The 23,836-nt window shown below is 70.3% G+C and carries 24 protein-coding genes and 1 tRNA gene; 20 read left to right on the forward strand and 5 right to left on the reverse strand.

The window, feature by feature from the left end; genetic code table 11:
* Positions 1-2 precede the first annotated feature (2 nt).
* The 6 genes from ACH4VO_RS01875 to ACH4VO_RS01900 all read left to right on the forward strand — a co-directional run bounded on the left by ACH4VO_RS01875 (position 3) and on the right by ACH4VO_RS01900 (position 6,336).
* The gene (locus ACH4VO_RS01875) at positions 3-668 is read left to right on the forward strand and encodes a DUF1772 domain-containing protein (protein ID WP_360983753.1); all 666 of its coding nucleotides are present in this window, start codon (positions 3-5) and stop codon (positions 666-668) included.
* A gap of 486 nt (positions 669-1,154) precedes the next feature.
* Entirely contained in the window at positions 1,155-1,691 is a 537-nt protein-coding gene (locus tag ACH4VO_RS01880) for a DUF488 domain-containing protein (RefSeq protein ID WP_360983756.1), read from the forward strand.
* Positions 1,692-1,767: 76 nt separating this feature from the next.
* The gene (locus ACH4VO_RS01885; RefSeq protein ID WP_360983759.1) at positions 1,768-2,499 is read left to right on the forward strand and encodes a hypothetical protein; all 732 of its coding nucleotides are present in this window, start codon (positions 1,768-1,770) and stop codon (positions 2,497-2,499) included.
* Between the two features lie 650 nt (positions 2,500-3,149).
* On the forward strand, positions 3,150-4,058 hold the full coding sequence (locus ACH4VO_RS01890) for a hypothetical protein (RefSeq protein WP_360983762.1): 909 nt from the start codon (positions 3,150-3,152) through the stop codon (positions 4,056-4,058).
* A 115-nt stretch (positions 4,059-4,173) separates the two neighbouring features.
* Positions 4,174-5,184, forward strand: a complete 1,011-nt coding sequence (gene dapF, locus ACH4VO_RS01895) for a diaminopimelate epimerase (protein ID WP_360983765.1) — start codon at positions 4,174-4,176, stop codon at positions 5,182-5,184.
* 81 nt (positions 5,185-5,265) lie between these two features.
* A complete protein-coding gene (locus ACH4VO_RS01900; protein ID WP_360983768.1) occupies positions 5,266-6,336 on the forward strand; it encodes a fatty acid desaturase in 1,071 nt (356 codons plus the stop codon).
* 89 nt (positions 6,337-6,425) lie between these two features.
* Here the strand turns inward: ACH4VO_RS01900 and ACH4VO_RS01905 are convergent, their stop codons facing one another.
* Positions 6,426-6,737 carry a hypothetical protein gene (locus ACH4VO_RS01905; RefSeq protein ID WP_360983771.1) on the reverse strand — a complete coding sequence of 104 codons (312 nt, stop codon included), beginning with the start codon at positions 6,735-6,737 and terminating at the stop codon, positions 6,426-6,428.
* A gap of 326 nt (positions 6,738-7,063) precedes the next feature.
* Between ACH4VO_RS01905 and ACH4VO_RS01910 the strand changes: the two genes are divergently transcribed.
* Both ACH4VO_RS01910 and ACH4VO_RS01915 read left to right on the forward strand, forming a co-directional pair.
* Complete coding sequence (locus tag ACH4VO_RS01910; RefSeq protein WP_360983774.1) at positions 7,064-7,426, forward strand: type II toxin-antitoxin system RelE/ParE family toxin; 363 nt, start codon at positions 7,064-7,066, stop codon at positions 7,424-7,426.
* The gene (locus tag ACH4VO_RS01915; protein ID WP_360983777.1) at positions 7,423-7,740 is read left to right on the forward strand and encodes a helix-turn-helix transcriptional regulator; all 318 of its coding nucleotides are present in this window, start codon (positions 7,423-7,425) and stop codon (positions 7,738-7,740) included. The genes ACH4VO_RS01910 and ACH4VO_RS01915 overlap by 4 nt, the downstream gene beginning before the upstream one ends.
* A gap of 274 nt (positions 7,741-8,014) precedes the next feature.
* Here the strand turns inward: ACH4VO_RS01915 and ACH4VO_RS01920 are convergent, their stop codons facing one another.
* The 3 genes from ACH4VO_RS01920 to ACH4VO_RS01930 form a co-directional block, all read right to left on the reverse strand.
* Complete coding sequence (locus ACH4VO_RS01920; RefSeq protein WP_360983780.1) at positions 8,015-8,479, reverse strand: hypothetical protein; 465 nt, start codon at positions 8,477-8,479, stop codon at positions 8,015-8,017.
* Positions 8,480-8,789: 310 nt separating this feature from the next.
* Complete coding sequence (locus ACH4VO_RS01925; protein WP_360983783.1) at positions 8,790-8,993, reverse strand: DUF397 domain-containing protein; 204 nt, start codon at positions 8,991-8,993, stop codon at positions 8,790-8,792.
* Positions 8,990-9,874, reverse strand: a complete 885-nt coding sequence (locus tag ACH4VO_RS01930; protein WP_360983786.1) for a helix-turn-helix transcriptional regulator — start codon at positions 9,872-9,874, stop codon at positions 8,990-8,992. The genes ACH4VO_RS01925 and ACH4VO_RS01930 overlap by 4 nt, the downstream gene beginning before the upstream one ends.
* A 218-nt stretch (positions 9,875-10,092) precedes the next feature.
* On the opposite strand from ACH4VO_RS01930, the gene ACH4VO_RS01935 reads away from it, so the two are divergent.
* The 3 genes from ACH4VO_RS01935 (at position 10,093) to ACH4VO_RS01945 (ending at position 11,389) form a co-directional block, all read left to right on the forward strand.
* Positions 10,093-10,758, forward strand: a complete 666-nt coding sequence (locus ACH4VO_RS01935; protein WP_360984336.1) for an ATP-binding protein — start codon at positions 10,093-10,095, stop codon at positions 10,756-10,758.
* An 80-nt stretch (positions 10,759-10,838) separates the two neighbouring features.
* On the forward strand, positions 10,839-11,015 hold the full coding sequence (locus ACH4VO_RS01940; protein ID WP_360983789.1) for a hypothetical protein: 177 nt from the start codon (positions 10,839-10,841) through the stop codon (positions 11,013-11,015).
* Positions 11,015-11,389, forward strand: a complete 375-nt coding sequence (locus ACH4VO_RS01945; protein WP_360983792.1) for a type II toxin-antitoxin system VapC family toxin — start codon at positions 11,015-11,017, stop codon at positions 11,387-11,389. The genes ACH4VO_RS01940 and ACH4VO_RS01945 overlap by 1 nt, the downstream gene beginning before the upstream one ends.
* 361 nt (positions 11,390-11,750) lie before the next feature.
* Here the strand turns inward: ACH4VO_RS01945 and ACH4VO_RS01950 are convergent.
* A tRNA-Arg gene (locus tag ACH4VO_RS01950) sits at positions 11,751-11,822 on the reverse strand.
* Positions 11,823-12,006: 184 nt separating this feature from the next.
* On the opposite strand from ACH4VO_RS01950, the gene ACH4VO_RS01955 reads away from it, so the two are divergent.
* From ACH4VO_RS01955 to rpmE, 9 genes are all read left to right on the forward strand, one after another.
* Entirely contained in the window at positions 12,007-12,441 is a 435-nt protein-coding gene (locus ACH4VO_RS01955) for a response regulator (protein ID WP_360983795.1), read from the forward strand.
* 376 nt (positions 12,442-12,817) lie between these two features.
* Positions 12,818-14,074 carry an ArgS-related anticodon-binding protein NrtL gene (gene nrtL / locus ACH4VO_RS01960; protein WP_360983798.1) on the forward strand — a complete coding sequence of 419 codons (1,257 nt, stop codon included), beginning with the start codon at positions 12,818-12,820 and terminating at the stop codon, positions 14,072-14,074.
* A 24-nt stretch (positions 14,075-14,098) separates the two neighbouring features.
* Complete coding sequence (gene lysA / locus ACH4VO_RS01965; RefSeq protein ID WP_360983801.1) at positions 14,099-15,490, forward strand: diaminopimelate decarboxylase; 1,392 nt, start codon at positions 14,099-14,101, stop codon at positions 15,488-15,490.
* 95 nt (positions 15,491-15,585) lie between these two features.
* Positions 15,586-16,887, forward strand: a complete 1,302-nt coding sequence (locus ACH4VO_RS01970; protein ID WP_360983804.1) for a homoserine dehydrogenase — start codon at positions 15,586-15,588, stop codon at positions 16,885-16,887.
* 6 nt (positions 16,888-16,893) lie between these two features.
* Positions 16,894-17,964, forward strand: a complete 1,071-nt coding sequence (gene thrC / locus ACH4VO_RS01975) for a threonine synthase (RefSeq protein ID WP_360983807.1) — start codon at positions 16,894-16,896, stop codon at positions 17,962-17,964.
* Positions 17,965-18,449: 485 nt separating this feature from the next.
* The gene (gene thrB, locus ACH4VO_RS01980; protein WP_360983810.1) at positions 18,450-19,367 is read left to right on the forward strand and encodes a homoserine kinase; all 918 of its coding nucleotides are present in this window, start codon (positions 18,450-18,452) and stop codon (positions 19,365-19,367) included.
* 401 nt (positions 19,368-19,768) lie between these two features.
* Entirely contained in the window at positions 19,769-21,832 is a 2,064-nt protein-coding gene (gene rho, locus ACH4VO_RS01985) for a transcription termination factor Rho (RefSeq protein ID WP_360983813.1), read from the forward strand.
* Positions 21,833-22,207: 375 nt separating this feature from the next.
* Complete coding sequence (locus ACH4VO_RS01990; protein ID WP_360983816.1) at positions 22,208-23,314, forward strand: LCP family protein; 1,107 nt, start codon at positions 22,208-22,210, stop codon at positions 23,312-23,314.
* A gap of 179 nt (positions 23,315-23,493) precedes the next feature.
* Positions 23,494-23,718 (forward strand): 50S ribosomal protein L31, encoded by a 225-nt coding sequence (rpmE, locus tag ACH4VO_RS01995; protein WP_069170687.1) that lies wholly within the window; start codon positions 23,494-23,496, stop codon positions 23,716-23,718.
* Positions 23,719-23,836: the final 118 nt, after the last annotated feature.

Raw genomic sequence — 23,836 nt, forward strand, 5'->3', positions numbered from 1 at the left:
CGATGCGGACGGTGTGTTCTCTGCGCGCACCGTCCACAGGTAGCCGGGAAAGCCCACCCGATCGACAGGACGGCAACGTGAGCCACTACCCACCCCACAGCCCCTCACCTTCCATGCCCCCCGGCTACCGGCCCCCGCCTCCACCGTCACGTGAACGGGTCTCCGGCCCGCTCCTGGTGGCCTCCGTGCTGTGCACCGGGTTGATGGCCGGGCTGTTCTTCGCCTACGACGTCTCCGTCATGCCCGGTCTCGCGGAACTCGACGACCGCACGTACGCGGCGGCCATGCAGCGCTTCAACGCGGTGATCGACGGCAGTGCGCTGTTCGGCCTCGTCTTCATCGCCGCGCTGGGCCTGACGGTCGCCTCCGCGGTCATGGCCTTCCGCAGGAAGCGGCTCGCGGTGGCGGTTCCCCTGGTCGTCGCCGCCGTCTGCTACCTGGCGGTGCTGGTGATCACGGTCGCGGTCAACCTCCCGCTCAACGCGGAACTGGCGGACCTCGGCAACCCGGCGAACGCCGAGGACCTCCCGGCGGTGATCGAGGACTTCAAGTCGGTGTGGGTGCCGGCCAACGTCGTCCGCACCCTCCTGTGCGTCGTCAGCCTCGGCGCCCTGTGCTCCGCCGTGCTCCGGTACGGCCGGGCGTCCGCGTCGTTCCCTCGGGGATGATGCCCGGGCCCCGCCCTGCGGGAACGGCACGGGCACGGGCACGGGCACGGGCACGGCCCGGGCACGGCCCGGAAAGGAAAGCCTGTCGTGGCTGCGCGGTGAACGGGGCGGGTTCCGGACCGGTGGCGAGACCCCTCGGAGAAACGACGTGACCGGTTTACCCCCGGGTCCGAAAGAACGTGAAGTCGTTTTCCTTTGCGAGGTGTTGCTTTGCGTGCGCGAATGCTCCGTCGGTGAAAAGGGCCCAGCCTTTTCAGTGACCGCGGCCACGGTGCGCCGCCGCATCCACCCCGCGTTCGCGATCGACGACCTGGACTTCCGCCCGGCCCGCGGTGTGCCCCTGTGCCTGCCGGGGTTCGCGCTGACCTGACAGGCGAGCCGCGGCTCGGACCGCATGTCTCCCCGTCCTCCGGGCGCGGCCCGTGCATCATGGCCCGGCAGCCCCGGTGCGGGGCCGTGCGCGGGGGCCTCGGGCGGGAGGGTGCGATGCGTGAGATCTGGACGATCGGGCACTGGACGTGCCCGGAAGAGACGTTCATCGGCCTTCTGGACGCCCAGCGCATCGACGTACTGGCCGACGTCCGGGCGCACCCCGGCTCCCGCCGCAGCCCGCAGTTCTCCGGCGGGACGATGCGCGGATGGCTGGAGCGGGCCGGGATCGACTACGTGTACCTGGAGGAACTCGGTGGCCGGCGGCGCAAGCAGGAGGTGGACCCCGCCGTCAACGCGGCCTGGCGCAACCCCAGTTTCCGGAACTACGCCGACTACACGCTGCTCCCCGCGTACGAGCACGGCATCGCCCGCCTCACCTCCCTCGCGGAGCGCGGTCGCGTCGCCGTCATGTGCGGCGAGCCGATGCCGTGGCGCTGTCACCGCCTCCTGATCGCGAACACGCTGACCGCCCGAGGCTGGAGGGTCCTGCACATCATGGACGGGGGCGCGACGCGCCTCCACGAACTGGGCGCCTGGGGTGCGGAGCCGCAGGTCGGCGAGGACGGCCGGGTGACGTACCCGGCGCCGTAGCGCTCCCCGCGGAGCGAAAAACCGTACGGGTGCGCGACGTCCGTGCGGTAGGTTCCTGCCATTCGAAGGGGGCGAAGTGGCGAAGCTCAACCAGATCATCGCCGTGGAGAAGGGTGTCAAGAGCAAGTCGCTCCAGGACATCACCGCGGCCCACCACAAGGTGCAGAAGCCCGTACACCTGGCCGGCATCTCGCGTACGTACCAGCCCAAGGACGAGGAGGGCGAGCAGCTGCCGCCCGAGTCGACGCGGGTGCAGGTCCAGGCCGAGGACGTGCTGCGGGAGATGTCGGCGTCGCTGACCCGGCTGTTCGACGTGACCGCGACGAAGGACTGGGCCAACTGCTCGGCCCGCGCGGACGTCACCGTCGACGGTCGCACGGTCATAGCCGAAGTCCCGGTCAGCTACCTCCTCTTCCTGGAGAAGCAGCTCACCGACCTGCACACCTTCGTGAAGAAGCTCCCGACGCTCGACGCCTCCGAGTCGTGGTCGCCCGACCCGTCGACGGACTGGTGGAGGACCGACCCGGTCCGCACGATCCGTACGAAGAAGGTCCCGCGCAACCACGTCAAGGCCGAGGCGACCGACAAGCACCCGGCGCAGGTCGACGTGTACTACGAGGACGTGCCGATCGGGTACTGGACCACGGTGAAGTACTCCGGAGCGCTGCCGGCGCGGCGGGTGAACGAACTGCTGGACCGGGTCGAGAAGCTCCAGCACGCCGTGAAGTTCGCCCGTGAGGAGGCCAACAGCGCCGAGGTCACCGACCGGCGGGTCGGCGACGCGGTGTTCGGCTACCTGTTCGGCTGAGGCCGGACGCGAGGCGGCACCCACAGAACGCCCCCGCGCATGTCGTGGGGGTGCGCACCATGCGCGAGGCGGAATGAGGTCCGCCCCGGGTGATGAGCGCAAGCTGAAACTGACGTTCAGCCTGAAGACGCGGTAACGGTGGAGGTTCGAGTCCTCCCCCCGGCACCACACGCCGGGGTGGCCCAACATGGCAGAGGCAGCCGCGTTCAATCTCAGACTCTCGCTCCAGCTTCAGCATCGCCGCCGACTGCCAGACCGACCGAGTACGGACGAACACCGTCGAGTGCTGGTTCGAATCCGGCCTGCGCCTCTTCCACGGCGCGGTAGTTCAATGGAAGAACGCGACGGTATGACGACTGATCCGCACTCTTAAACGGCGCTGGCACGCGCAATTGGGTGGCAACCCCAGGGGCCCGGGAGCTGGATACGACTCCCGGGCCCCGCCACGTCCGGGCCCGGGCGGCTCGGTTCCTTCGTCCACGCCGCGTCAATCGCTCGCTCACCTAAGAATGCGGCCGCCCACGTCCGCTGTCCGGTCGTCGAGGCGCACCACGACTTCTTCGCCGCAGGCCCCCTTGTTCGGCACGCCGCAGCTCCGGGATCATGCCCTTCGACTGTGCCGACGGTCCTACTAGAGAGGCTTACCCAGGATGACGACTCCGCCGCGCCGGGACATGGGGACCAGAGTGGCCGAAGCGCTCTCCTCACAGGTCCTCAACGCCTTGATCGGCATCATCGGCCTTGTCGTCCCCGTCATCGCCTGGGCCATGCAGCAGAAGAACCTGACCAACGTCGTGCTGGCGGTCGAGACGGTTCTCCTCCTGCTCATGATCGCCAACCACATGTGGCTGCGGCGCATCTACATCCAGTTACGCCGTGCGAATGACCGAGACATGGCCGACGCCCGCTACTTCGCCATGATCCGTTCCCACCTCGAGCGTGATCTGATCGCGGATTTCGGCGAGATCGCCGACGGGCATCTGCAGGTGTACGCCTCCGAGGTCCCGCGCCTGTCCGTCATGCTCTTCAGGGTCCTCATCGAATCCGGCGCCCAGCCGCAGCGGGTCCTGGCCGCGGATCTGACCACGAACCCGAACCTCCTCACCGTGCGCAGGGAGTACCTGGCTGCCAACCGCCAGCTCATCGAGTCCGGCGGCAGTGTGCAGCGTCTGTTCATCTGCTGGGCGGACGATCTGGCCCGGGCCGAGTTCGGCCGCTCTCTCCTGCAGCTCGTCGATCACCACCGCTCCCTGGGCGTGCAGTGCGCGCTCGCGGTCCGGGACCGCCTCCGAGCCGATCAGGCGATCGACTTCGTCGTCGTATCCAAGGCCGCAGTGCTGGTCGAGGAGGAGCAGGGTGACGCGGAGTACGTGCGCGGTCGCTCGTCTGTCTACTTCAAGAGTGTCGAGCGATGGGCGGGCCGATTCGAGTCGATCTGGGGCCACGGGTCCACCTCCGCCCCTTTCGCCCTGGCCGCCTACGAAGCCCGGGTACGTCCGATGATCACCGGTCTGGACTGGGACGAGGAAGCCGTCCGGGCCGTCGTCGCGCAGCTGTGACCACGGGGTCCGGGCCGGGGTGCGGGGTCCGAACGCCTCCAGGGCACACCGCTTAGACTGGCACGAGCAAGGTGGTTCCGGCCGGGAGGGCCGGCAGGACGACGGACGGAACGCGATGGCGCTCTCGATCATCAAGACGCACGGCAGCCTCAATGACATCTTCGTCATCGACGGGGCGCCGGGGGACCATTTCGCGGAGGCGGACGTCCCCCGGGCCGTGGAGCTGCTGTGCGACCGCCGTCGGGGGCTCGGCGGTGACGGCGTGTACTTCATCGCCGACAACGGCGACGGAACGGCACAGGCCTACTTCTTCAACCCCGACGGCTCCCCGTCCCTGCTGTGCGGCAACGGCATGCGCGGCGCGGGACGGCTGCTCCTGGACCGCTACCAGGCGGAACAGGTCGTGCTGCGCACCGGGCCGTACTCCTTCACGGTCCGGGCGGCCGACACCACCCCGCACGGGGTCCGGCAGGTCTCCGTCGAGCTTCCTCCCGTCGACTTCGATCCGACCGCCCCGATCGTCTCCGGCGCACGGGGGCCTGTGGTCGACCAGGCGCTGCCCGCCTACCACGCCACCCGGCACGTGTCCGCGCTCGCCGTACCGAACTCGCATCTGATCACCGTGCTCGACGACGCCTACAACGAAGCCGAGCTCGTGGCCACGGGCACGCGCGTGGCCAACACTCCCGACGTCTTTCCGATCGGCGCCAACGTCTCCTTCGTCCGCCCGCTCGCCGAGGCCGAGGTTTTCATCCGCACCTTCGAACGCGGCGCCGGACTGACCCCCTCCTGTGGTTCGGGTGTCGCGGCCTCCCGCGCGGTGCTCTCGCGCATGGGGCGGGTGGAGCCCGACCGGCCCGTGGTGGTCCGCAACCCGGGCGGAGTCGCCCGCAGCTGGATGCAGACCGGCGGCGCACAGTGGCAGCCGGTCCTGGAAGGCAACGGCACCAAGGTGTACGCCGCCGAACTCGACCCTCCCGTGCTGCTGGGCTCGGGGCCCGTGGAGTACGACGGCGAGGTCTTTCTCGACGAAGTCAACGCCTTCGCGGCTCTGAACAGCGACAATCTCAAGGTACTGGATGAATTCGGCATCGCGATGACCATGCAGAGCCCCGCCGCCACCTGAGAGATCTTCAAGGTCTCGGCGCACGCGGCCGCCTCCCGCCATGGCCGCGGTCCGCCGTGCGGGAGACTGTGGGGGCAGCGGGTGGTCACATGGCTGAGCATCATCGCGGTGGGCATGGCGTTACGGCAGGCGGACCGCTGGTGGTTCAGCCCTCGTCGGGGTGGACGTACGCCGACGACGCTGCGGGACCTCCGCACCCTGCAACGCGAGCGGGCCAACGACCTCACTCCGGCCCTGCTGCTGGCCGGGCACTGGACGGAGATGGCCGGCTGGTGCCTCGTGGCGGCACACGGTGGGCCCCTCGGATGGACCACGGCGGCGGTGGCCGGGGCGGTCAAGCTCCGCCATCTCCAGGAAGTCAGCCACTTCGCTGTACACGGCGTGCTGACGCGCAGCGGGCAAGCGGGCAACGTGCTGTGTGAAGCAGCCGTCCACGTTCCGTTGGGCTTCGTTCCGGTCCCGGTCCGGCGCCGTCGGCACGTACGGGAACACCACCCGAACGCGACCGTCGCAGGCGCCGACCCCAACCTGCGGGAGCTGCACGACGCCGGCCTGCGGACCGGGGTCTCGGGATCGCGCTTCCTCCGTGCCCTGTTTTTTCCGCTCACCCCCACAGGCTTCGCTGCCACAGTGCGGGGTATCGCGGACAACATCGCCAGAGGGAAGGGCTGTTGGTGGCGCCTGGCCGGCTTCGGCGCCGTACCGGCGGCGATCATGGCGTTCGGAGGCTGGCAGGCGGTGCTGTTCGGGTACGCAGTCCCCCGTCTGCTGTTGTATCCGCAACTCGCCTGGATGTCCCTGCTCGTCGAACACCGCTGGTGGGACGCCGAACCCGTGCCGGGGCCGCCCACGGTGGTCGAGGCCGCCCGATGCCTGCGCCTGTACCCGGACAACGCGGTCTGGGCGCTGCTGGCACGGGGCACATGGCTGCCGTACGGCGACCTCTATCACTACGCGCACTCTGCGCACCCTGCCGTGCGCTGGAACTACCTGCCGGCCCTGGAACGGAACATCCTCGGCACTCCGGCGTACACCCCGGGTGGGCTGGTGCTCGGCGACGAGGCGGTCGTACGACGTCACTTCCGCGCGCTGACGCCGCGTGACGAGGCGTTGAGCGCTGCTGTCCCTGCGACGGCGCGCGGAGGGCGGTGACCCCAGGTCACAGCCGCGAGCCACTGGTCGACCAGTCGAGATATGCGTGCAGTGCTCTACGGAGCCTTGCTCGCAGGCGTGACGGACGGTTAGATGGTCGACCGGACGTAGATCCGCGTGGTGCCCGGTGTGAACTCATGGGCGAAGAGGTCGACGCAGTGCTGGAGGTACCTGCCCTCCGGGGTCGCGAGGTCGTCCGGGCACAGGCTGGTCCTCTGCAGGCCCTTGACGAGCGTCTCCGGTTCGGGCAGGCAGAGGGGACCGAAGGCTGCCGCGGGGCGGTAGTCCTTCGCCTTGGGACGCGAGTTGCCGATCATCTCGGTGCCGTCATGGAGGAGCCGGCCGGTGTACGTCTCCGCCTCGCCGGCCGGGAGGGGGGCCGTGGCAGCTGTCGGAGCCATCTCTGTCTCGCTTCTCCGGGTTTCTGCGTGTGTGGCTGCGAGCAGTACGGCACCGCAGTCCGCCCGGGGCCGGGAATCGCGTCCCACCGCTGCGGGAAGAGCCGTGCCCCGCTCCTCGCACGCCCCCGGGCTCGGCCTCCGATGGTATCGGCTGCGCAGGGCCATACGACGGGGCAGGTGGTACGGGGAAAGAGGCAGAGGCGCCATGGCCAGTGATCGCCCACAGCCCGCATTCCGTCACCCGGAGCCACGGCCCAGGGATCCGTCTCCGCACCGACTACCTTTGCTCTTACCCTCGAAGGTATAGGAATAGCTATACTCGCTCTGTGGACAAAGATTGGGAGATCTTCCTCGCGGACGAGGTGCGTGAGTGGATCAGCGGTCTCGACGGTCAGACTCATGCCCGGGTGGTGCAGGCGCTGGATGCGTTGGCAGAGGGAGGCCCAGGGCTGGGACGCCCGCTGGTGGACACCATCCATGGCTCTTCGATGGCGAACCTGAAGGAGTTACGTCCTGGCACCGTGCGGATCCTGTTCGCCTTCGACCCGTGGCGATGCAGCATTCTGCTGGTTGCGGGAGACAAGGCGGGCCGATGGAATGAGTGGTACCGGGAAGCGGTTCCCCTGGCCGAGCAGCGTTACGAGACGTACGTGAAGGAACGAGTTCAGGAAGAAGGAGGGCAACCGTGAGCGGGTACACGCGCTGGCAGGACATCCGCGCCGAGCATGTTGCGCGCGCCGGCGGCGAGGAGGCCGTGCGCGCGGGCAAGGAGGAACTTCTTGCCGAAGTCACCGGGCGGCGACTGGCTGAACTGCGGCGGGCGCGAGGTCTCACACAGCAGCAGGTGGCCGACCGGATGGGCATCACCAAGGGCCGGGTGTCGCAGATCGAACGCGGCAATGTCTCAGGGCAGGATGTCCTTGCCCGGTTCGCGGCCGCTCTGGGCGGGCGTCTGCATCAGGCGATCTACTTCGACGACGGAGACATCTCCGCCATCGCCTGACAGCGGCGCACCTCCACCCGCCCACCCTCACGCTTCCCCGGGTGGGGAGCCGGGACAGGCCGCGGGCCCGACGGGCGTGACATGCCCCTCAGCGCTATTACGGGGCCTTGCTCGCGGGCGCGTGCGCGGGTGGGGGAGTCACGGACGGTTCTATGGTCGACCGGACGTAGATCCGCGTGGTGCCGGGTGTGTACTCGTGGCCGAAGAGGTCGACGCAGCGTTGGAGGTACGTGCCCTCCGGGGTCGCGAGGTCGTCCGGGCACAGGCTGATTCTTCACAGGTCCTGGACCAGCGTTTCCGGCTCAGTCAGTCCGAGGTGGGCGAACGCTGCCGCAGGGCGGTAGTCCTTCTCCTCGGGATGGAAATTCTTGATCATCTCGGTGCCGTCCGGGATGAGCCGGGCGGTGTACGTCTCCGCCTCGGCGGTCGGGAGGACGAAGGACAGCAGACCGGTGTCGTAACGCTCCCCGACCTTGTAGCCCGCGCGAAGGTCCGATGCCGTGCCCGGAATGCGAATGCCCATCCGGTCGCTCATCCAGGCAGGCGTGGCTCCGTCTTCCCAGCAGCAGCTCATCTCCTTGTCCAGCAGGTCCGAGGAGACCCTTTCCGTGACGCAGGAGACCACACCGATCGTGGCGGCGCCGCAGGCGAGAAGCACCGACAGGACGACGACGGCGACAGGCATGCGACGGCGGCGTACGGGCGGCTCGCCGGAAACGATCGTGCTGGAGCTCTTCATCGGTCCTCTGTCGCGCTTCCTGCTGTTCACGGCCGGGGTCCGTGCGGTCGCCCTCGCGCCCGGGCTTGTCCGGCGCGGGCAGGGGATTCCGGTTCGGGGAGGAGCCGCCCGGATCGTAGTGCTTGCCGGAGCGACTGCCCGCCATGTCGAGGTTTTGGGAGATGGCCGAGGTGTGGAGGCGGGCCCTCCGGGCGTCCGGAATGCTCCCGCCGCCGCCCCACGTCCGTCCTGCTGTTGCCCGGACGGTGCGCCATGTGCCGGGCAGCGTCGGTTGCCGCCCTTCCTGTGCCACCCGCGCGGCTCTCCGGGGTCAGACCAGCTCGCCGACGAACGCACGCCAAGCGTCGTGGCCGAAGGTGACGACGGGGCCGGCGGGACGCTTGCTGTCGCGGACGGGGACGAGGTGGGGGAGGTTGGGGGCGACCTCGACGCACTCGTTATTGCCACCGCTGTACGTGCTGGTGCGCCACCTCGCGCCCGACAGGTCCGGCGTGCTGTGGTGTGCGCTGTTCATGCTTGATGCTCCTTGGCCCGGCGATGGATGGCAGCCCGGGACTCGATCGGCGAGAGCGCTGACGTGCGCGCGGCGTCGAACAGCTCCTGGTAGCGGGACACATCCGTTTCCCGCTCCAACCACATGGAACCGGACGGATTGTCCGCCAGTACCACGTCGAGCGCGCCCTCTTCGGGAAATCCCAACACTACGTACGGGCCGAACATACTCGCATGGGCTCCACGGGAGAACGGCAGGACCTGGATGGTCACGTTGGGGCGCTCGGAACTGGCCAACAGGTGTGTCAACTGAGCGTTCATGACGTGTGAGCCGCCAACCTGCTGAAGAAGTACGGCCTCCGACACCACGGCCCACAGATGTAGTGGGTTGTCGGAGTGCAAGCGCTCCTGTCGAGCCAGGCGCACCTGCACGAACTTCTCGATTTCGTCTGCTGATTGCCATTGCCGAGAAGCAACCGTCACTGCCCGAATGTACTCCGGAGTCTGGAGCAGGCCGGGCACGAGCTGGGCCTGGAACGTTCGGATCGACCCAGCCATCGCCTCCAGGGCGATGTAGTCGCGATACGTGTCGGCAAGCACGTCACCGTACTGGTTCCACCAGCCCTCCCGGCGCCTGCGATTGGCCTTGCGAGCAAGCGAGGTGAGGCGCTCGCGGACCTCGCCGTCCGAGACGTCGTATGCGTGGAGCATCGCGGTGAGGTCGGGTAGACGGACAGCCACGCGCCCGTTCTCAATCCGGCTGATCTTGCCCTTGGTGCAGTCGAGAGCATCGGCTGCCTGAGTGGTGGTCAGTCCTGCGGCCTCCCGCAATCGACGCAGCTCATCACCGAGTTGGCGACCAAGAACGGTTGATGGGTTTGCTGTGGCGCTCTTCGCATGCATGGAACCACCTCTATCAAAGTGGCTGCTCGGATAGGCCGAGATTGCTCGAAAGAGTGAAAAAGGACGCTGTAGCTATTGGAAACGTTGCAGTTTCACTTGGTGCTCGCCCATTCTGCTTGCGTCGGCAACGATGCCCTGCGGCGCAGATGGTGCGCGTTCGCAAGGGGCTCCGACCAGACCGCAACCCTCTGGGAGCACTCGTGAGTGAACCGTGCGAAGTGAAGTTCAGGTTGGCGCGCAGCCGTAGCAGCGTCTCGAGGGCGCGAGCGGTCCTGCGCGCCAAGCTCGGGGAGTGGCGAGCAGAACAAACAGTCTGTGAGTCAGGGGAGTTGGTGATCTCGGAGCTGGTGACCAACGCTCTGCAAGTCCAGGCCCCCGCCGACCGGTTGATCGGCGTCCGCATCGAATGCCGGGAGCGGGGCGGGCTGCTGCGGCTGGAGGTGAGTGACGCGGGAGAGGGGCGGCCGGTGGTGCGACGGCCCGGCGAGTGGGATACGAGGGGGCGTGGGCTACTGCTCGTGGAGGCCCTGGCCCACCGCTGGGGCGTGGACGAACGGGAGGCCGGCATCGGCAAGACCGTATGGGCTGAGCTGCTGGCCCCGGGCATCGTTCCGCTGCTCGGAAGGGTGGACATCGCGGCCGTGACCATCCGCGCTGGTCAGAGCGTACGAGTCGGGGGAGCCTGGCGAACGGTCCGCAGTGTGCGCAGTGAGCGGTACGCCTCGGGTGGGCTTTCCGTCATCGTCGGCCTGGATGAAGGCCCCGCCCTGCGGCTGCAAGCCGGAGAAGCGGTGACGGTGCGGACCGGGGGAGTGCACCCCGCAGGTACCCGGGCAGTCGAGAGTCAGGCCCGGCCCACGGCGGGCCCGGTGTGCACATCGTGAGGTGGCTGAGGGAGAGGCTTCGTCAGCGGCGGCGCCATGTGGCATGGGCCGGGCCACGATTCTCCGGCACATTGATGCAGATGATCGACCGCCAACTGGTCGTGATCAGCAGGGCTGGTGAACCAGTGCCCAGGGCGCTATCCCCACAGGCCCCGGTGATCCGCCAGGGCCGTGGCTCGCTTCGGGGACGCATCCGTATCTCTGCCGCCTTCGACGAGCCGCGCGCCGGCATCGCGGAAGCGTTCGGGATGCGCTGATGAAACTTCTACTGGATACGCGCGTCGTCCTGTGGTGGATGGCCGATGTCCCCGAACTGCCCGATCGGGTCAAGGACCTCATCGACACCGAGGCCGCCGTTCATGTCAGCGCGGTGTCCCCGTGGGAGATCACGATCAAGCAGTATCTCGGCGAGTTCGAGGGGCCGGGCGAACTGGCCGAGCAGGTCCGCGACCTGCCCCTGACCAGTCTGCCCATCACAGCTGCCCACGGGGTGCGGGCGGGCCGGTTGCCGATACTGCACACCGATCCCTTCGACCGGATACTCGTCGCGCAGGCGCAGGCCGAAGAGATGGTCCTGGTCACCCGGAACGCCTGGATCCCGCAGTACGACGTGCAGGCCATGCGCGTCTGACCCGTACGTCGTGCCTACGGGAGCCGGGGCGTCAGCCGCGTACCGGGCGCCTTCCGCGACGCGTGGCATAGGGGCGGGCCGCCGGGCGCGCAGATCTTCGACGGCCGGATCGTGCTTGTCCTGCTGGGTGGCGCGGTAACCGGTGCGGAAGGCGGGGGGGAGCACTGCCGTGCAGCGGGTCGAGGTCGTTGTGCCACTGGTCGAGCCAGGGCGGGAGTTCCAGCCCGCCCGGGAGGAGTGGCGTCATTTCTTCCTTGGACACCCCGGACAGGCGGCAGGAGAGTACGTTCCGGCACATGAAAAAGACCCCCTGCTCAGCGTTTCCACTGATCAGAAGGTCTTTTCGGCACTTCCTGCGAAGTGCCCCCGGCAGGATTCGAACCTGCGCACCCGGCTCCGGAGGCCGATGCTCTATCCCCTGAGCTACGGGGGCGATGTCGCTGCGCTTGGCGGCGACGAGTGAAACCCTACCAGCTCCGACAGGGTGTCCGGGAACAGGTTTTGCGCGTCGCCGGCTCCGGTGCGAGGGCGCCGCTGGAGCCGGCCACGGTCGCCTCCGGAGGGCGGAAGTGGGCAAAACCCGGACGCAGCTCCTCCGGTCGACCTACCCTCGAAGCGTGCCAGGGGTGTACGGCCGCGTGCTTGTTGTCGACGACAACAAGGTCATCCGGCAGCTGATCAGGGTCAACCTCGAACTGGAGGGTTTCGAGGTCGTGACCGCGGCCGACGGCGTCGAGTGCCTGGACCTCGTGCACCGCGTCTGCCCGGACGTGATCACGCTCGATGTCGTCATGCCCCGGCTCGACGGAATACAGACCGCTGTCCGGCTGCGCTCCGATCCGCGTACCAGCCATCTCCCCGTCGCCGTCGTCAGTGCCTGCACGCCGTGCGAGGTGGACTCCGGCGTGACCGCCGGGGTGGACGCCTTCCTGGCGAAGCCGTTCGAGCCGAGCGAGCTCGTACAGATGGTGCGCCGGCTCGCACACCGGGGGGATTCGCCGCCGTTCGACGGCAGGCGCGGGGCCGGGAGGGCGGGAAGCGCCGCCGGGTGACCGGACGGCCGCCCACTCCCGCCACACGCACGCGGTTGCCCGCGCCGCGAGACCGAGTCGAGCCCGCACCATGACCCCGGCCGCGCCCGGACGCACGTGGGGTGCGCGCGCCCCGGAGGCAGGGGTCTCCGTATCGCGAACCCGACCGGTGCCCGTGCCCGGTCCCAGGGCGGGTTTCGCGCCGCGCCACCGACCGGCGCCCGCGCCGCGACCTGGGCTGCGGCCCGCGCCTTGACCCCGGCCCGTGCCCGCCCGCACGCGGCTGCCCGCGCAGCGACCCGGACCGCGACCCCCACGCCGCGCCCGGACGCGGGCCGTTGCCCGCATGGCGAAACCGGTTGGCGAAGTGCCCCCCTTCCTCCCCTACGCTTGTCCCGTGACCCCCGCCGACCTCTCCCGGACCGTGCTGCACGCTGTGCGCCGCGCGGTCGACGAGGACGTCCTGCGCGCGCCCGTGCCCGCGCGCGTGCGGGTGGAGAGGACACGGCCCGGCGGCAGCGGGGACTACGCCTGTGCCGTCGCCCTCCAGTTGGCGGGGCCCGCGGGGCTCCCCCCGCGGGGTGTGGCCGAGCTCCTGCGGGAACGGGTCGCCGGTGCGCCCGGGATCGGGCGGGTCGAGATCACCGGGCCCGGCTTCCTGAACTTCACGCTCGACGCCTCCGCCGACGCCGACGCCCGCGCCGCCCGCGTCCGCGAGGCAGTCGAGCGCGGCCTTCGCTACGGATGGGTCACCACCGGCGCCGGGCCGCTCCGGCGGCTCCACCACCCACGCGAGATCCGGTCGGCGGTCGTCGCCCAGAGCGTCGGGCGCCTGCTCCGCACCCAGGGCGACCAGGTGCTCATCGGCTGCACGCAGGAACCCGGACCCGGCTGGGACCGGCTCGGCGCCCACGGCGCCCCGCGTGCCCGGACCGGGGAGAGCACCGAAGCGCTACCCGTCCCCGTCGAGGCTGAGAAGAGCACCGAGATCCGTCCCCTCCCGGTCGGCTCCGGGGAGAGCACCGAGGTTCGTCCCGTCCCGGTCGGGACCGGGGAGAGCACCGAGGTCCGTCCTGCCCCGGCGGGGACCGGGGAGAGCACCGAGCTCCCTCCCCTCCCGGTCGGCTCCGGGGAGAGCACCGAGATCCGTCCCGTCCCCGCCGGGGCCACGGCGGACGCGCTGGTGGAGCGGCTCGGCGCCGACGCCACCCGCTGGGGTCTGCTGCGGCCCGCCGGTCACGACCACGCCCCGCTCGGCGGTGACCTCCTCGTCCAGACGGAGGCCAATCCGCTCTTCCTGGTCCGCTACGCACACGCCCGCGCCCGCGCGCTCCTGCGCGAGGGGGAGCGCCTCGGTCTCACCGCCGCGTACGAGGAGGACGTCGACGCCCCCGCGCTGCACGCCGCGCTCGCCGACCACCCTGGAGTGCTCGCCGCCGCCGCCCGCCACCACGCGCCCGACCGCCTCGCCCGGCACCTCGAAACGGTGGCGCACGCCTTCTTCGACTTCCACGACGCCTGCCCGCCGCTCCCCGCCGGCGACGAGAAACCCTCGGCCGCCCACCGATCCCGGCTGGCTCTTGCCGAAGCCGCCGGAACGGTGCTCGCAGGCGGCCTGTCCCTGCTCGGCATCAGCGCGCCCGAACACCTCTGAGACCTGAGAGAGCAGAGCAGAACGATGAGCCGATCCGCACACCCCGCCGGACCCCGCCACGCCGACGTCCTCCCCGAGGGCCACTACACCGCCCCGGCGACCGACCTCAACGTGCTGGACGAGAAGGTGTGGTCCCGTACGGTCACCCGCGACCAGGACGGTGCGCTCACCGTCGGGGGGATCGAAGTGGCCCGGCTGGCCGAGGAGTTCGGCACCCCGGCGTACATCCTCGATGAGAGCGACTTCCGGGCGCGCTGCCGCGCCTGGGCCGACGCCTTCGGCCCCGACGCCGACGTGTTCTACGCCGGCAAGGCCTTCCTCTCGCGCGCCGTCGTGCGCTGGCTCACGGAGGAGGGGCTGAACCTCGACGTGTGCTCCGGCGGGGAACTCACCACCGCGCTGGACGCCGGGATGCCCGCCGAGCGCATCGCCTTCCACGGCAACAACAAGACCGTCGCCGAGATCGAGCGGGCCGTCGAAGCGGGCGTCGGGCGGATCGTGCTCGACTCCTTCCAGGAGATCGTCCGTGTCTCCCACACCGCGCAGCGGCTCGGCAAGCGGCAGCGCGTACAGATCCGGGTCACCGTCGGGGTCGAGGCCCACACCCACGAGTTCATCGCCACCGCGCACGAGGACCAGAAGTTCGGCATCGCGCTGGCCGACGGCCAGGCCGCCGAGGCCGTCCGCAGGGCACTGACCCTGGACGGGCTCGAACTCATCGGCATCCACTCGCACATCGGCTCGCAGATCTTCGACATGGCCGGCTTCGAGGTCTCCGCCCGGCGCGTGGTGCAGCTGCTCGCCGCGGTCCGCGACGAACACGGCGTCGAACTCCCCGAGATCGACCTCGGCGGCGGCCTCGGGATCGCGTACACCTCCGAGGACGACCCCCGCGAGCCGCACGAGATCGCCAAGGCCCTCAGCGACATCGTGACCCGCGAGTGCGAGCAGGCCGGGCTCGCCACCCCGCGCATCTCCGTCGAGCCGGGCCGCGCGATCGTCGGCCCCACCGCGTTCACGCTCTACGAGGTCGGCACCATCAAGCCCCTGGAGGGACTGCGCACGTACGTGAGCGTCGACGGCGGGATGTCGGACAACATCCGCACCGCGCTGTACGACGCCGAGTACAGCGTGGCCCTCGTCTCGCGCAGCTCCGACGCCGAGCCCATGCTCGTCCGCGTCGTCGGCAAGCACTGCGAGAGCGGGGACATCGTCGTCAAGGACGCGTTCCTGCCCGCCGACCTGGCACCCGGCGACCTGATCGCGGTCCCCGCCACCGGCGCGTACTGCCGGTCCATGGCGAGCAACTACAACCACGCGCTGCGCCCGCCCGTCGTCGCTGTGCGTGACGGCGAGGCGCGCGTGATCGTCCGGCGTGAGACGGAGGAAGATCTCCTGCGTCTCGATGTCGGCTGATGAAATTCACATCTCAAAATCCGGACGGGTGGCAGAAACCCCCGTCCGGTGAGTGAGACTGGTCCACACACCGGAAGTATGAGAAACGAGGTCGGATGATGCGTACGCGTCCGCTGAAGGTGGCGCTGCTGGGCTGCGGAGTGGTCGGCTCAGAGGTGGCGCGCATCATGACGACGCACGCCGACGACCTCGCCGCGCGCATCGGAGCGCCGGTCGAGCTCGCGGGCGTGGCCGTCCGCCGGCCCTCCAAGGTGCGCGAGGGCATCGACCCCGCGCTGATCACGACCGACGCGACCGCCCTGGTCAAACGGGGTGACATCGACGTCGTCATCGAGGTCATCGGCGGCATCGAACCCGCCCGTGCCCTCATCACGACCGCCTTCGAGCACGGCGCGGGCGTCGTCTCCGCCAACAAGGCACTGCTCGCCGAGGACGGCTCCGCGCTGCACGCCGTCGCCGAGCAGCACGGCCGGGACCTGTACTACGAGGCGGCCGTGGCCGGCGCGATCCCGCTCGTCCGGCCGCTGCGCGAGTCCCTCGCCGGGGACAAGGTCAACCGGGTCCTCGGCATCGTCAACGGCACCACCAACTTCATCCTCGACAGGATGGACACGAGCGGGGCCGGATACTCCGAGGCGCTCGACGAGGCCACCGCCCTCGGGTACGCCGAGGCCGATCCCACCGCCGACGTCGAGGGTTTCGACGCCGCCGCGAAGGCCGCCATCCTCGCCGGTATCGCCTTCCACACCCGGGTCAGGATCGGTGAGGTGCACCGCGAGGGCATCACCGAGGTCACCGCCGCGGACATCGCCTCGGCCCGCCGGATGGGCTGCACCGTCAAACTCCTCGCCATCTGCGAGCGGGCCGCCGACGGCAGGTCCGTCACCGCCCGCGTGCACCCGGCGATGATCCCGCTCAGCCACCCGCTGGCCTCCGTCCGTGAGGCGTACAACGCGGTCTTCGTCGAGTCCGAGGCCGCCGGCCAGCTCATGTTCTACGGCCCCGGCGCGGGCGGCTCCCCGACCGCGTCCGCGGTCCTCGGCGACCTGGTCGCCGTCTGCCGCAACATCCTCGCCGGGACCACCGGCCCGGGTGAGTCCGCGTACACGCGTCTGCCGGTCAGCCCCATGGGCGAGGTCGTCACGCGGTACCACATCAGTCTCGACGTGGCCGACAAGCCTGGCGTACTCGCCCAGGTCGCGACGGTCTTCGCCGAACAGGACGTGTCCATCGATACGGTCCGCCAGCAAGTCCGACAGGACGGCAGCGGCGAGGCATCCCTCGTCGTCGTCACCCACCGCGCGCCCGACGCGGCCCTCTCCGGGACCGTCGAGGCGCTGCGCAAGCTGGACACCGTGCGCGGTGTCGCCAGCATCATGCGTGTTGAAGGGGAGTAAGGACCCATGACCAGCAACGGCACCCACCAGTGGCGCGGCATCATCGAGGAGTACCGGGACCGCCTTCCGGTCACGAGCACGACGCCCGTCGTCACCCTCCGTGAGGGTGGCACGCCGCTCGTCCCGGCGCAGGTCCTCTCCGAGCGCACGGGATGCGAGGTGCACCTCAAGGTCGAGGGCGCCAACCCCACCGGTTCGTTCAAGGACCGCGGTATGACGATGGCGATCACCCGGGCCAAGGAGGAGGGTGCGCAGGCCGTCATCTGCGCTTCCACCGGCAACACCTCCGCCTCCGCCGCCGCGTACGCGGTGCGGGCCGGCATGGTCTGCGCCGTCCTCGTGCCGCAGGGAAAGATCGCGCTCGGCAAGATGGGGCAGGCCCTCGTCCACGGCGCGAAGATCCTCCAGGTCGACGGGAATTTCGACGACTGCCTGACCCTGGCGCGCAGCCTCTCCGACAACTACCCGGTGGCACTGGTCAATTCGGTCAACCCGGTCCGCATCGAGGGCCAGAAGACCGCCGCGTTCGAGATCGTCGACGCGCTCGGCGACGCCCCCGACATCCACGTCCTGCCGGTCGGCAACGCGGGCAACATCACGGCCTACTGGAAGGGTTACAAGGAGTACGCGGGTGACGCGATCTCCACGCACACCCCGCGCATGTGGGGCTTCCAGGCCTCCGGCTCCGCGCCCATCGTCCGCGGTGAGATCGTCAAGGACCCGGCGACCATCGCCACCGCGATCCGCATCGGCAACCCGGCCTCCTGGCAGTTCGCGCTGGACGCCCGGGACGAGTCGGGCGGCTTCATCGACGAGGTGACGGACCGGCAGATCCTGTCCGCCTACCGCCTGTTGGCCTCCCAGGAGGGTGTCTTCGTCGAGCCCGCCTCGGCCGCCTCGGTGGCCGGTCTGCTCAAGGCCGCCGCGGAGGGCAAGGTCGACCCCGGCCAGAGGATCGTCTGCACCGTCACCGGCAACGGCCTCAAGGACCCCGACTGGGCCGTCGCCGGCGCCCCGCAGCCGGTCACGGTGCCGGTCGACGCGACCACCGCCGCCCAGAAACTGGGCCTCGTCTGAGGGCTGTCCCTGTCCCAGGGCCGGCCCGCATGTGCCCGGATCATCAGCACCGGGCGTCCGGTGCGTGCTCGATCGCGAGAAGGGTGCGTGCGATCGCGAGACGGAGGGGCACCCCGGTACTGCGGGTACCGGGGTGCCCCCGGCACCGCGGCGGATGTCGTACGTCCCGGGCGTCACCGGTCAGGGACGTCCGGAACACGCCCCTGACCGGCGCTGCGGCCGTCGGGCCGCCCCGAGGGGCGGAGAGCGCAGAGGAGGCGTGCGACACGCCTCGTGCGCCTCCTGTGCGCCCTATGTCGCCACAGAACCTTCCTTCGATAAGCTGTACCCAACCCGCCCCGCCGCCCGCGCCGCGGAGCAGTCGCCGTAGTGACTGCCGGACAACCCCGCCCCGCACCGCAGCACCCCCACGCACGTCCACATATCCGCACGACACCACCCCGCACCACCATCCCCGCCGCCGTACAGGAAGAGTCGTCCAACCGATGGCCGGTCCCGCGTTCCGAGCCGCCGCCGTCCGGGTGCGCGTCCCCGCAACCAGCGCCAACCTGGGTCCGGGTTTCGACGCCCTCGGCCTCTCGCTCGGGCTCTACGACGACGTCGTCGTCCGGGTCGCCGACTCCGGACTGCACATCGACATCGCGGGTGAGGGCGCCTCGACGCTGCCCCGCGACGAGAACCACCTGCTCGTACGCTCCCTGCGCACGGCCTTCGACCTGCTCGGCGGGCAGCCTCGCGGGCTGGAGATCGTCTGCGCCAACCGCATTCCGCACGGCCGGGGGCTCGGCTCCTCCTCCGCGGCCATCTGCGCCGGGATCGTCGCCGCCCGCGCCGTGACGACCGGCGGGGACGCGCGCCTCGACGACGCCGCGCTGCTGGAGCTGGCGACCGAGATCGAGGGTCACCCCGACAACGTCGCGGCCTGCCTGCTCGGCGGTTTCACCCTGGCCTGGATGGACGGCGGAGCCGCCAGGGCCATCAGGATGGACCCCGCCGGCTCCGTCGTTCCGGTGGTCTTCGTACCGGCGACACCCGTCCTCACCGAGACCGCCCGCGGCCTGCTGCCGCGCACCGTCCCCCACGTGGACGCCGCGGCCAACGCCGGTCGCGCGGCCCTCCTCGTGGAGGCGCTGACCAGGCGGCCCGAACTGCTGCTCGCCGCCACCGAGGACCGGATCCACCAGGAGTACCGGGGGCCCGCGATGCCGCAGAGCGTGGAACTGGTCAACCGGCTGCGCGCGGACGGCGTCCCCGCCGTCATCTCCGGCGCCGGGCCCACGGTGCTCGCGCTGACGGAGGAGGGCGCGGCCGACAAGGTGGCCCGACTGGCCGGCGAGGGATGGGCCGCGAACCGGCTCGCCCTCGACGCCGCGGGCGCGAGTGTGCTGCCGCTCGCCGCGTAGCCGCACACGAACGCACGTGATTGCCGGTGCATGAGAGGGGGAATGTTTGTTGGAGCCGGTAGTGTTAACCTCAAGTCGGCAATCGACGTCTTTGTGGCGCGTTGCTTCGTGTCCCCCTTCGGGACCACCACTCTTCCGGGAGCCTCCCCGACTGCCTGAGCAGCCTGCCTGAGCTTTCGAGCACGCTCCGGAACCGGCACGACACCCTCTTGCTCGTCCAGGAGTGGGCCGAGCAGGGGGATCTCGCGCCGGAACCCCGCACATCATTCATTTTTCCGCCGTACCCGGCGGACCACCGCCCCGGCACGGTCCGCGATCGACACGATCAACAGACCGCAGTCGGACAGCACAACCGGTCGCCGAGCCAGAAGGCCGACGTCCGCTCCAGGGAAGGACCCTTCGTGAGCGACACCACCGATCTGATGGGCGTGACTGCCGACAAGAGCGTCGACAGTTCCGCGCCCGCCGAAGGTGCTGCCACTGGCACCACCGCACGGCGCCGCCGCTCCGGCACCGGCCTCGAGGGCATGGTCCTGGCCGAGCTGCAGCAGGTCGCGTCCGGCCTCGGCATCAGGGGTACTGCGCGGATGCGCAAGAGCCAGCTGATCGAGGTCATCAAGGAGGCGCAGGCCGGAGGCACCGCCTCCAGGACCGCCTCCAAGGCCCCCGCCGCCGCGGAAGCCGAGACCAAGCCGAAGAGGCGCGCCACGTCCAAGACGCGCACCGGCGACGAGAGCGCCGCGGCACCGGCCGAGAAGGCCGCCGCCCAGCAGCAGATCGACATCCCCGGCCAGCCGGCCAGCGACGAGCAGCCCACCGGTGAGCGCCGCCGCCGCCGGGCGACCGCCCAGGCGGGCAGCCCCGACACCAAGACGGAGACCAAGGCGGAGGCGCAGGCCGAGCCCAAGGCCGCCGAAACCCGTCAGGACCGCGGTGACGAGCGCTCCGAGGCGAAGGGCGAGGCCAAGGCCGAAGCCGCCGTCGACACGGCCGAGGGCCGTCGCGGTGACCGCCAGGACGGCCGGCGCGACCGCGGTGACCGCCAGGACCGCGGCGACCGCGACGGCCGCCGTGACCGCCAGCGCGACCGGCGCGGCAAGGGCGACGACCAGGGCCAGGGCGGCGGGCGCCGTCAGGGCCAGCAGGGCGGCGGCCAGGGCCAGGGCCAGAGTCAGAGCCAGGGCCAGCAGGGCGGCGGCGGCCAGCAGGACGACGGGTACGACGACGAGGGCGGCCGGCGCGGACGCCGCGGCCGCTACCGCGACCGCCGGGGCCGTCGTGGCCGCGACGAGTTCGCGACCGACGTCCAGGTCGCCGACGACGACGTCCTGATCCCCGTCGCGGGCATCCTCGACATCCTCGACAACTACGCGTTCATCCGGACCTCCGGCTACCTGCCGGGACCGAACGACGTGTACGTCTCGCTCGCCCAGGTCCGCAAGAACGGCCTGCGCAAGGGTGACCACGTCACCGGCGCGGTGCGCCAGCCCAAGGACGGCGAGCGCCGCGAGAAGTTCAACGCGCTGGTCCGCCTCGACTCGGTCAACGGCATGGCCCCGGAGAGCGGCCGCGGCCGCCCCGAGTTCCAGAAGCTGACCCCGCTGTATCCGCAGGACCGGCTCCGTCTGGAGACCGACTCCAACATCCTGACCACCCGGATCATCGACCTGGTCGCCCCGATCGGCAAGGGCCAGCGCGGCCTGATCGTGGCCCCGCCGAAGACCGGTAAGACCATGATCCTGCAGGCGATCGCCAACGCGATCACGGTCAACAGCCCCGAGTGCCACCTGATGGTCGTCCTGGTCGACGAGCGCCCGGAAGAGGTCACCGACATGCAGCGGTCGGTGAAGGGCGAGGTCATCTCCTCGACCTTCGACCGCCCCGCCGAGGACCACACCACCGTTGCCGAGCTGGCCATCGAGCGCGCGAAGCGCCTCGTGGAGCTGGGCCACGACGTGGTCGTCCTGCTGGACTCGATCACCCGTCTGGGCCGCGCCTACAACCTGGCGGCACCGGCTTCCGGCCGCATCCTGTCCGGTGGTGTCGACTCGACCGCGCTGTACCCGCCGAAGCGCTTCTTCGGAGCCGCGCGCAACATCGAGGACGGCGGCTCGCTGACCATCCTGGCCACCGCGCTCGTCGAGACCGGCTCGCGCATGGACGAGGTGATCTTCGAGGAGTTCAAGGGCACCGGCAACATGGAGCTCAAGCTCGACCGGAAGCTCTCGGACAAGCGCATCTTCCCGGCGGTGGACGTCGACGCGTCCTCCACCCGTAAGGAAGAAATCCTGCTCGGCAGCGACGAGTTGGCCATCGTCTGGAAGCTGCGCCGGGTGCTCCACGCGCTCGACCAGCAGCAGGCCATCGAGTTGCTGCTCGACCGGATGAAGAAGACGCAGTCCAACGCGGAGTTCCTGCTCCAGATCCAGAAGACGACGCCGGCACCGGGTAACGGCAACGACTGACGTCCCCCTGGTATCACCGCGCCACTGCCCCCGTCACACCCGTGACGGGGGCAGTCGTGCGTCCACCCGCGGGCCCCTCGTGTGCCGGCGTTCCCGTCCGCGGGTCCCCGTGGCCCGGGAGAGACCTTCCCCACAGCGGCCGGCCCGGCGCGCCCGCCTGTACCGCCACCGCGCCGTCGTACGAACGCGCAGGTGGAAGGCGTGTTCCCCGGACCTGCGGGGAGGCCGGGGGAGCGCCGGGAAAGTCCTTTCGCGCCCGTCGGCCCCACAGCCGCCTGTGCGACTCTTTGCCCTGCTCCGGCGCCCGACCGGGCGCCGGCAGCCGTGTCCGAACCCCGGTGGGGAGCGGGGAGCAGCAGAGGAACGAGGAGTCGCATGACCAGCGAGCAGAGCGGGACCACGGGCCGGATACGCGGCACCGGCAGCCGCCGCAGGAAGCCCTCCCGGGCACGCCGGGTGAGGACCGTGGCCCTGTGGGGCGCCGCAGCCGTGGTGGTGGCCGGCGGAGCGGGGCTCGGCTACGCCTACGTCGCGCTCGACGGCAATCTCAAGGCGGTCGACATCGACGCCGCCCTGGGCGCCGACCGCCCCGACGACGTGGACGACGGTTCGCAGGACATCCTGGTGCTGGGCTCCGACTCCCGCTCGGGCGCCAACTCCGCGTACGGCGCGGACGAGGGCGCCGCACGGTCGGACACCGCGATGGTCGTGCACGTCAACAAGGGCCACACCTCCGCGAGCGTGGTCTCCGTCCCCCGGGACACACTCGTCGACCGCCCCGCCTGCACGAGCGACACAACCGGCGAACAGGTCGGTGCCGAACGCCGGGCCATGTTCAACACCGCGTACGAGGTCGGCGGTCCGGCCTGCGCGGTCAAGACGGTGGAAGCCATGTCGGGCATCCGCATGGACCACTACGTCGAGGTCGACTTCACCGGCTTCAAGAAGGTCGTCGACCAGCTCGGCGGCGTGCAGATGACCACCTCCCGGGCGATCGATGACCCCAAGAGCCACCTCCGCCTCGGGCCCGGCACCCACACCCTCGACGGGGAGCAGTCGCTCGCTCTCGTGCGTACCCGCAAGAGCGTCGGCGACGGCAGCGACCTGGGCCGCATACAGCTCCAGCAGGCCTTCGTGAAGGCGCTGATGCACCGGACGAAGAGCATCGGCGCGTTCTCGGACCCCACCAAGCTCTTCGGTCTCGCCGACACCGCCACCAAGGCCGTCACCACCGACTCGTCACTGGCCTCCGTCAAGAAGCTCACCGGTTTCGCGAACGGCCTCAAGGGCCTCGACCCGGCCCACGTGGACATGGTCACGCTGCCCGTGGAGTACGACCCCGCCGACCCGAACCGCGTGCTGCCCGAGAAGAAGGCCGGCCGGCAGGTGTGGGCGGCCCTCCGGCACGACGAGCCGATCCCGGCCTCCGCCACCGCGAAGTCCGCCGGCGACAAGGGCGAGGCGGCGGACCTCGTACGGTGACGGGCGCGTTCCCCCGCCGCACGGGCGCTCGACGTTCCCGCGCGGCGGGGGAATAGCGGGGCCCCGCCTCTCGTTTTGGGAGATACGGCCGGTCGCTGGCAGACTGGTACGTCGGCCCCGGTTCACGGACGCGCAATCCGCGCGTACGACCCGGAGCCCTCCCGAAACTAGGAGACACCTTGAAGCGCGAGATTCACCCCCAGTACGTCGAGACGCAGGTCAGCTGCACCTGCGGTGCGTCGTTCACCACCCGGAGCACCCTCGAGGGCGGCGCGATCCGCGCCGACGTCTGCTCCGAGTGCCACCCGTTCTACACGGGCAAGCAGAAGATCCTCGACACCGGTGGCCGTGTGGCCCGCTTCGAGGCCCGCTTCGGCAAGGCCGCCGGCTCCGCCGCCAAGTAGCGAGCCACTGCGCCGGTTCCCGGCGCCCTCTTGCGGGGGCGCCGGGGCCGGCGTTTTTCCGGCTGTACCGCCCCCGGGCGGCAGGCCGTCCAGCAGGCCCGCAGACGCAGACGCACGG

The sequence above is a fragment of the Streptomyces sp. NPDC020780 genome, assembly GCF_044334475.1.
Lineage (GTDB): Bacteria > Actinomycetota > Actinomycetes > Streptomycetales > Streptomycetaceae > Streptomyces.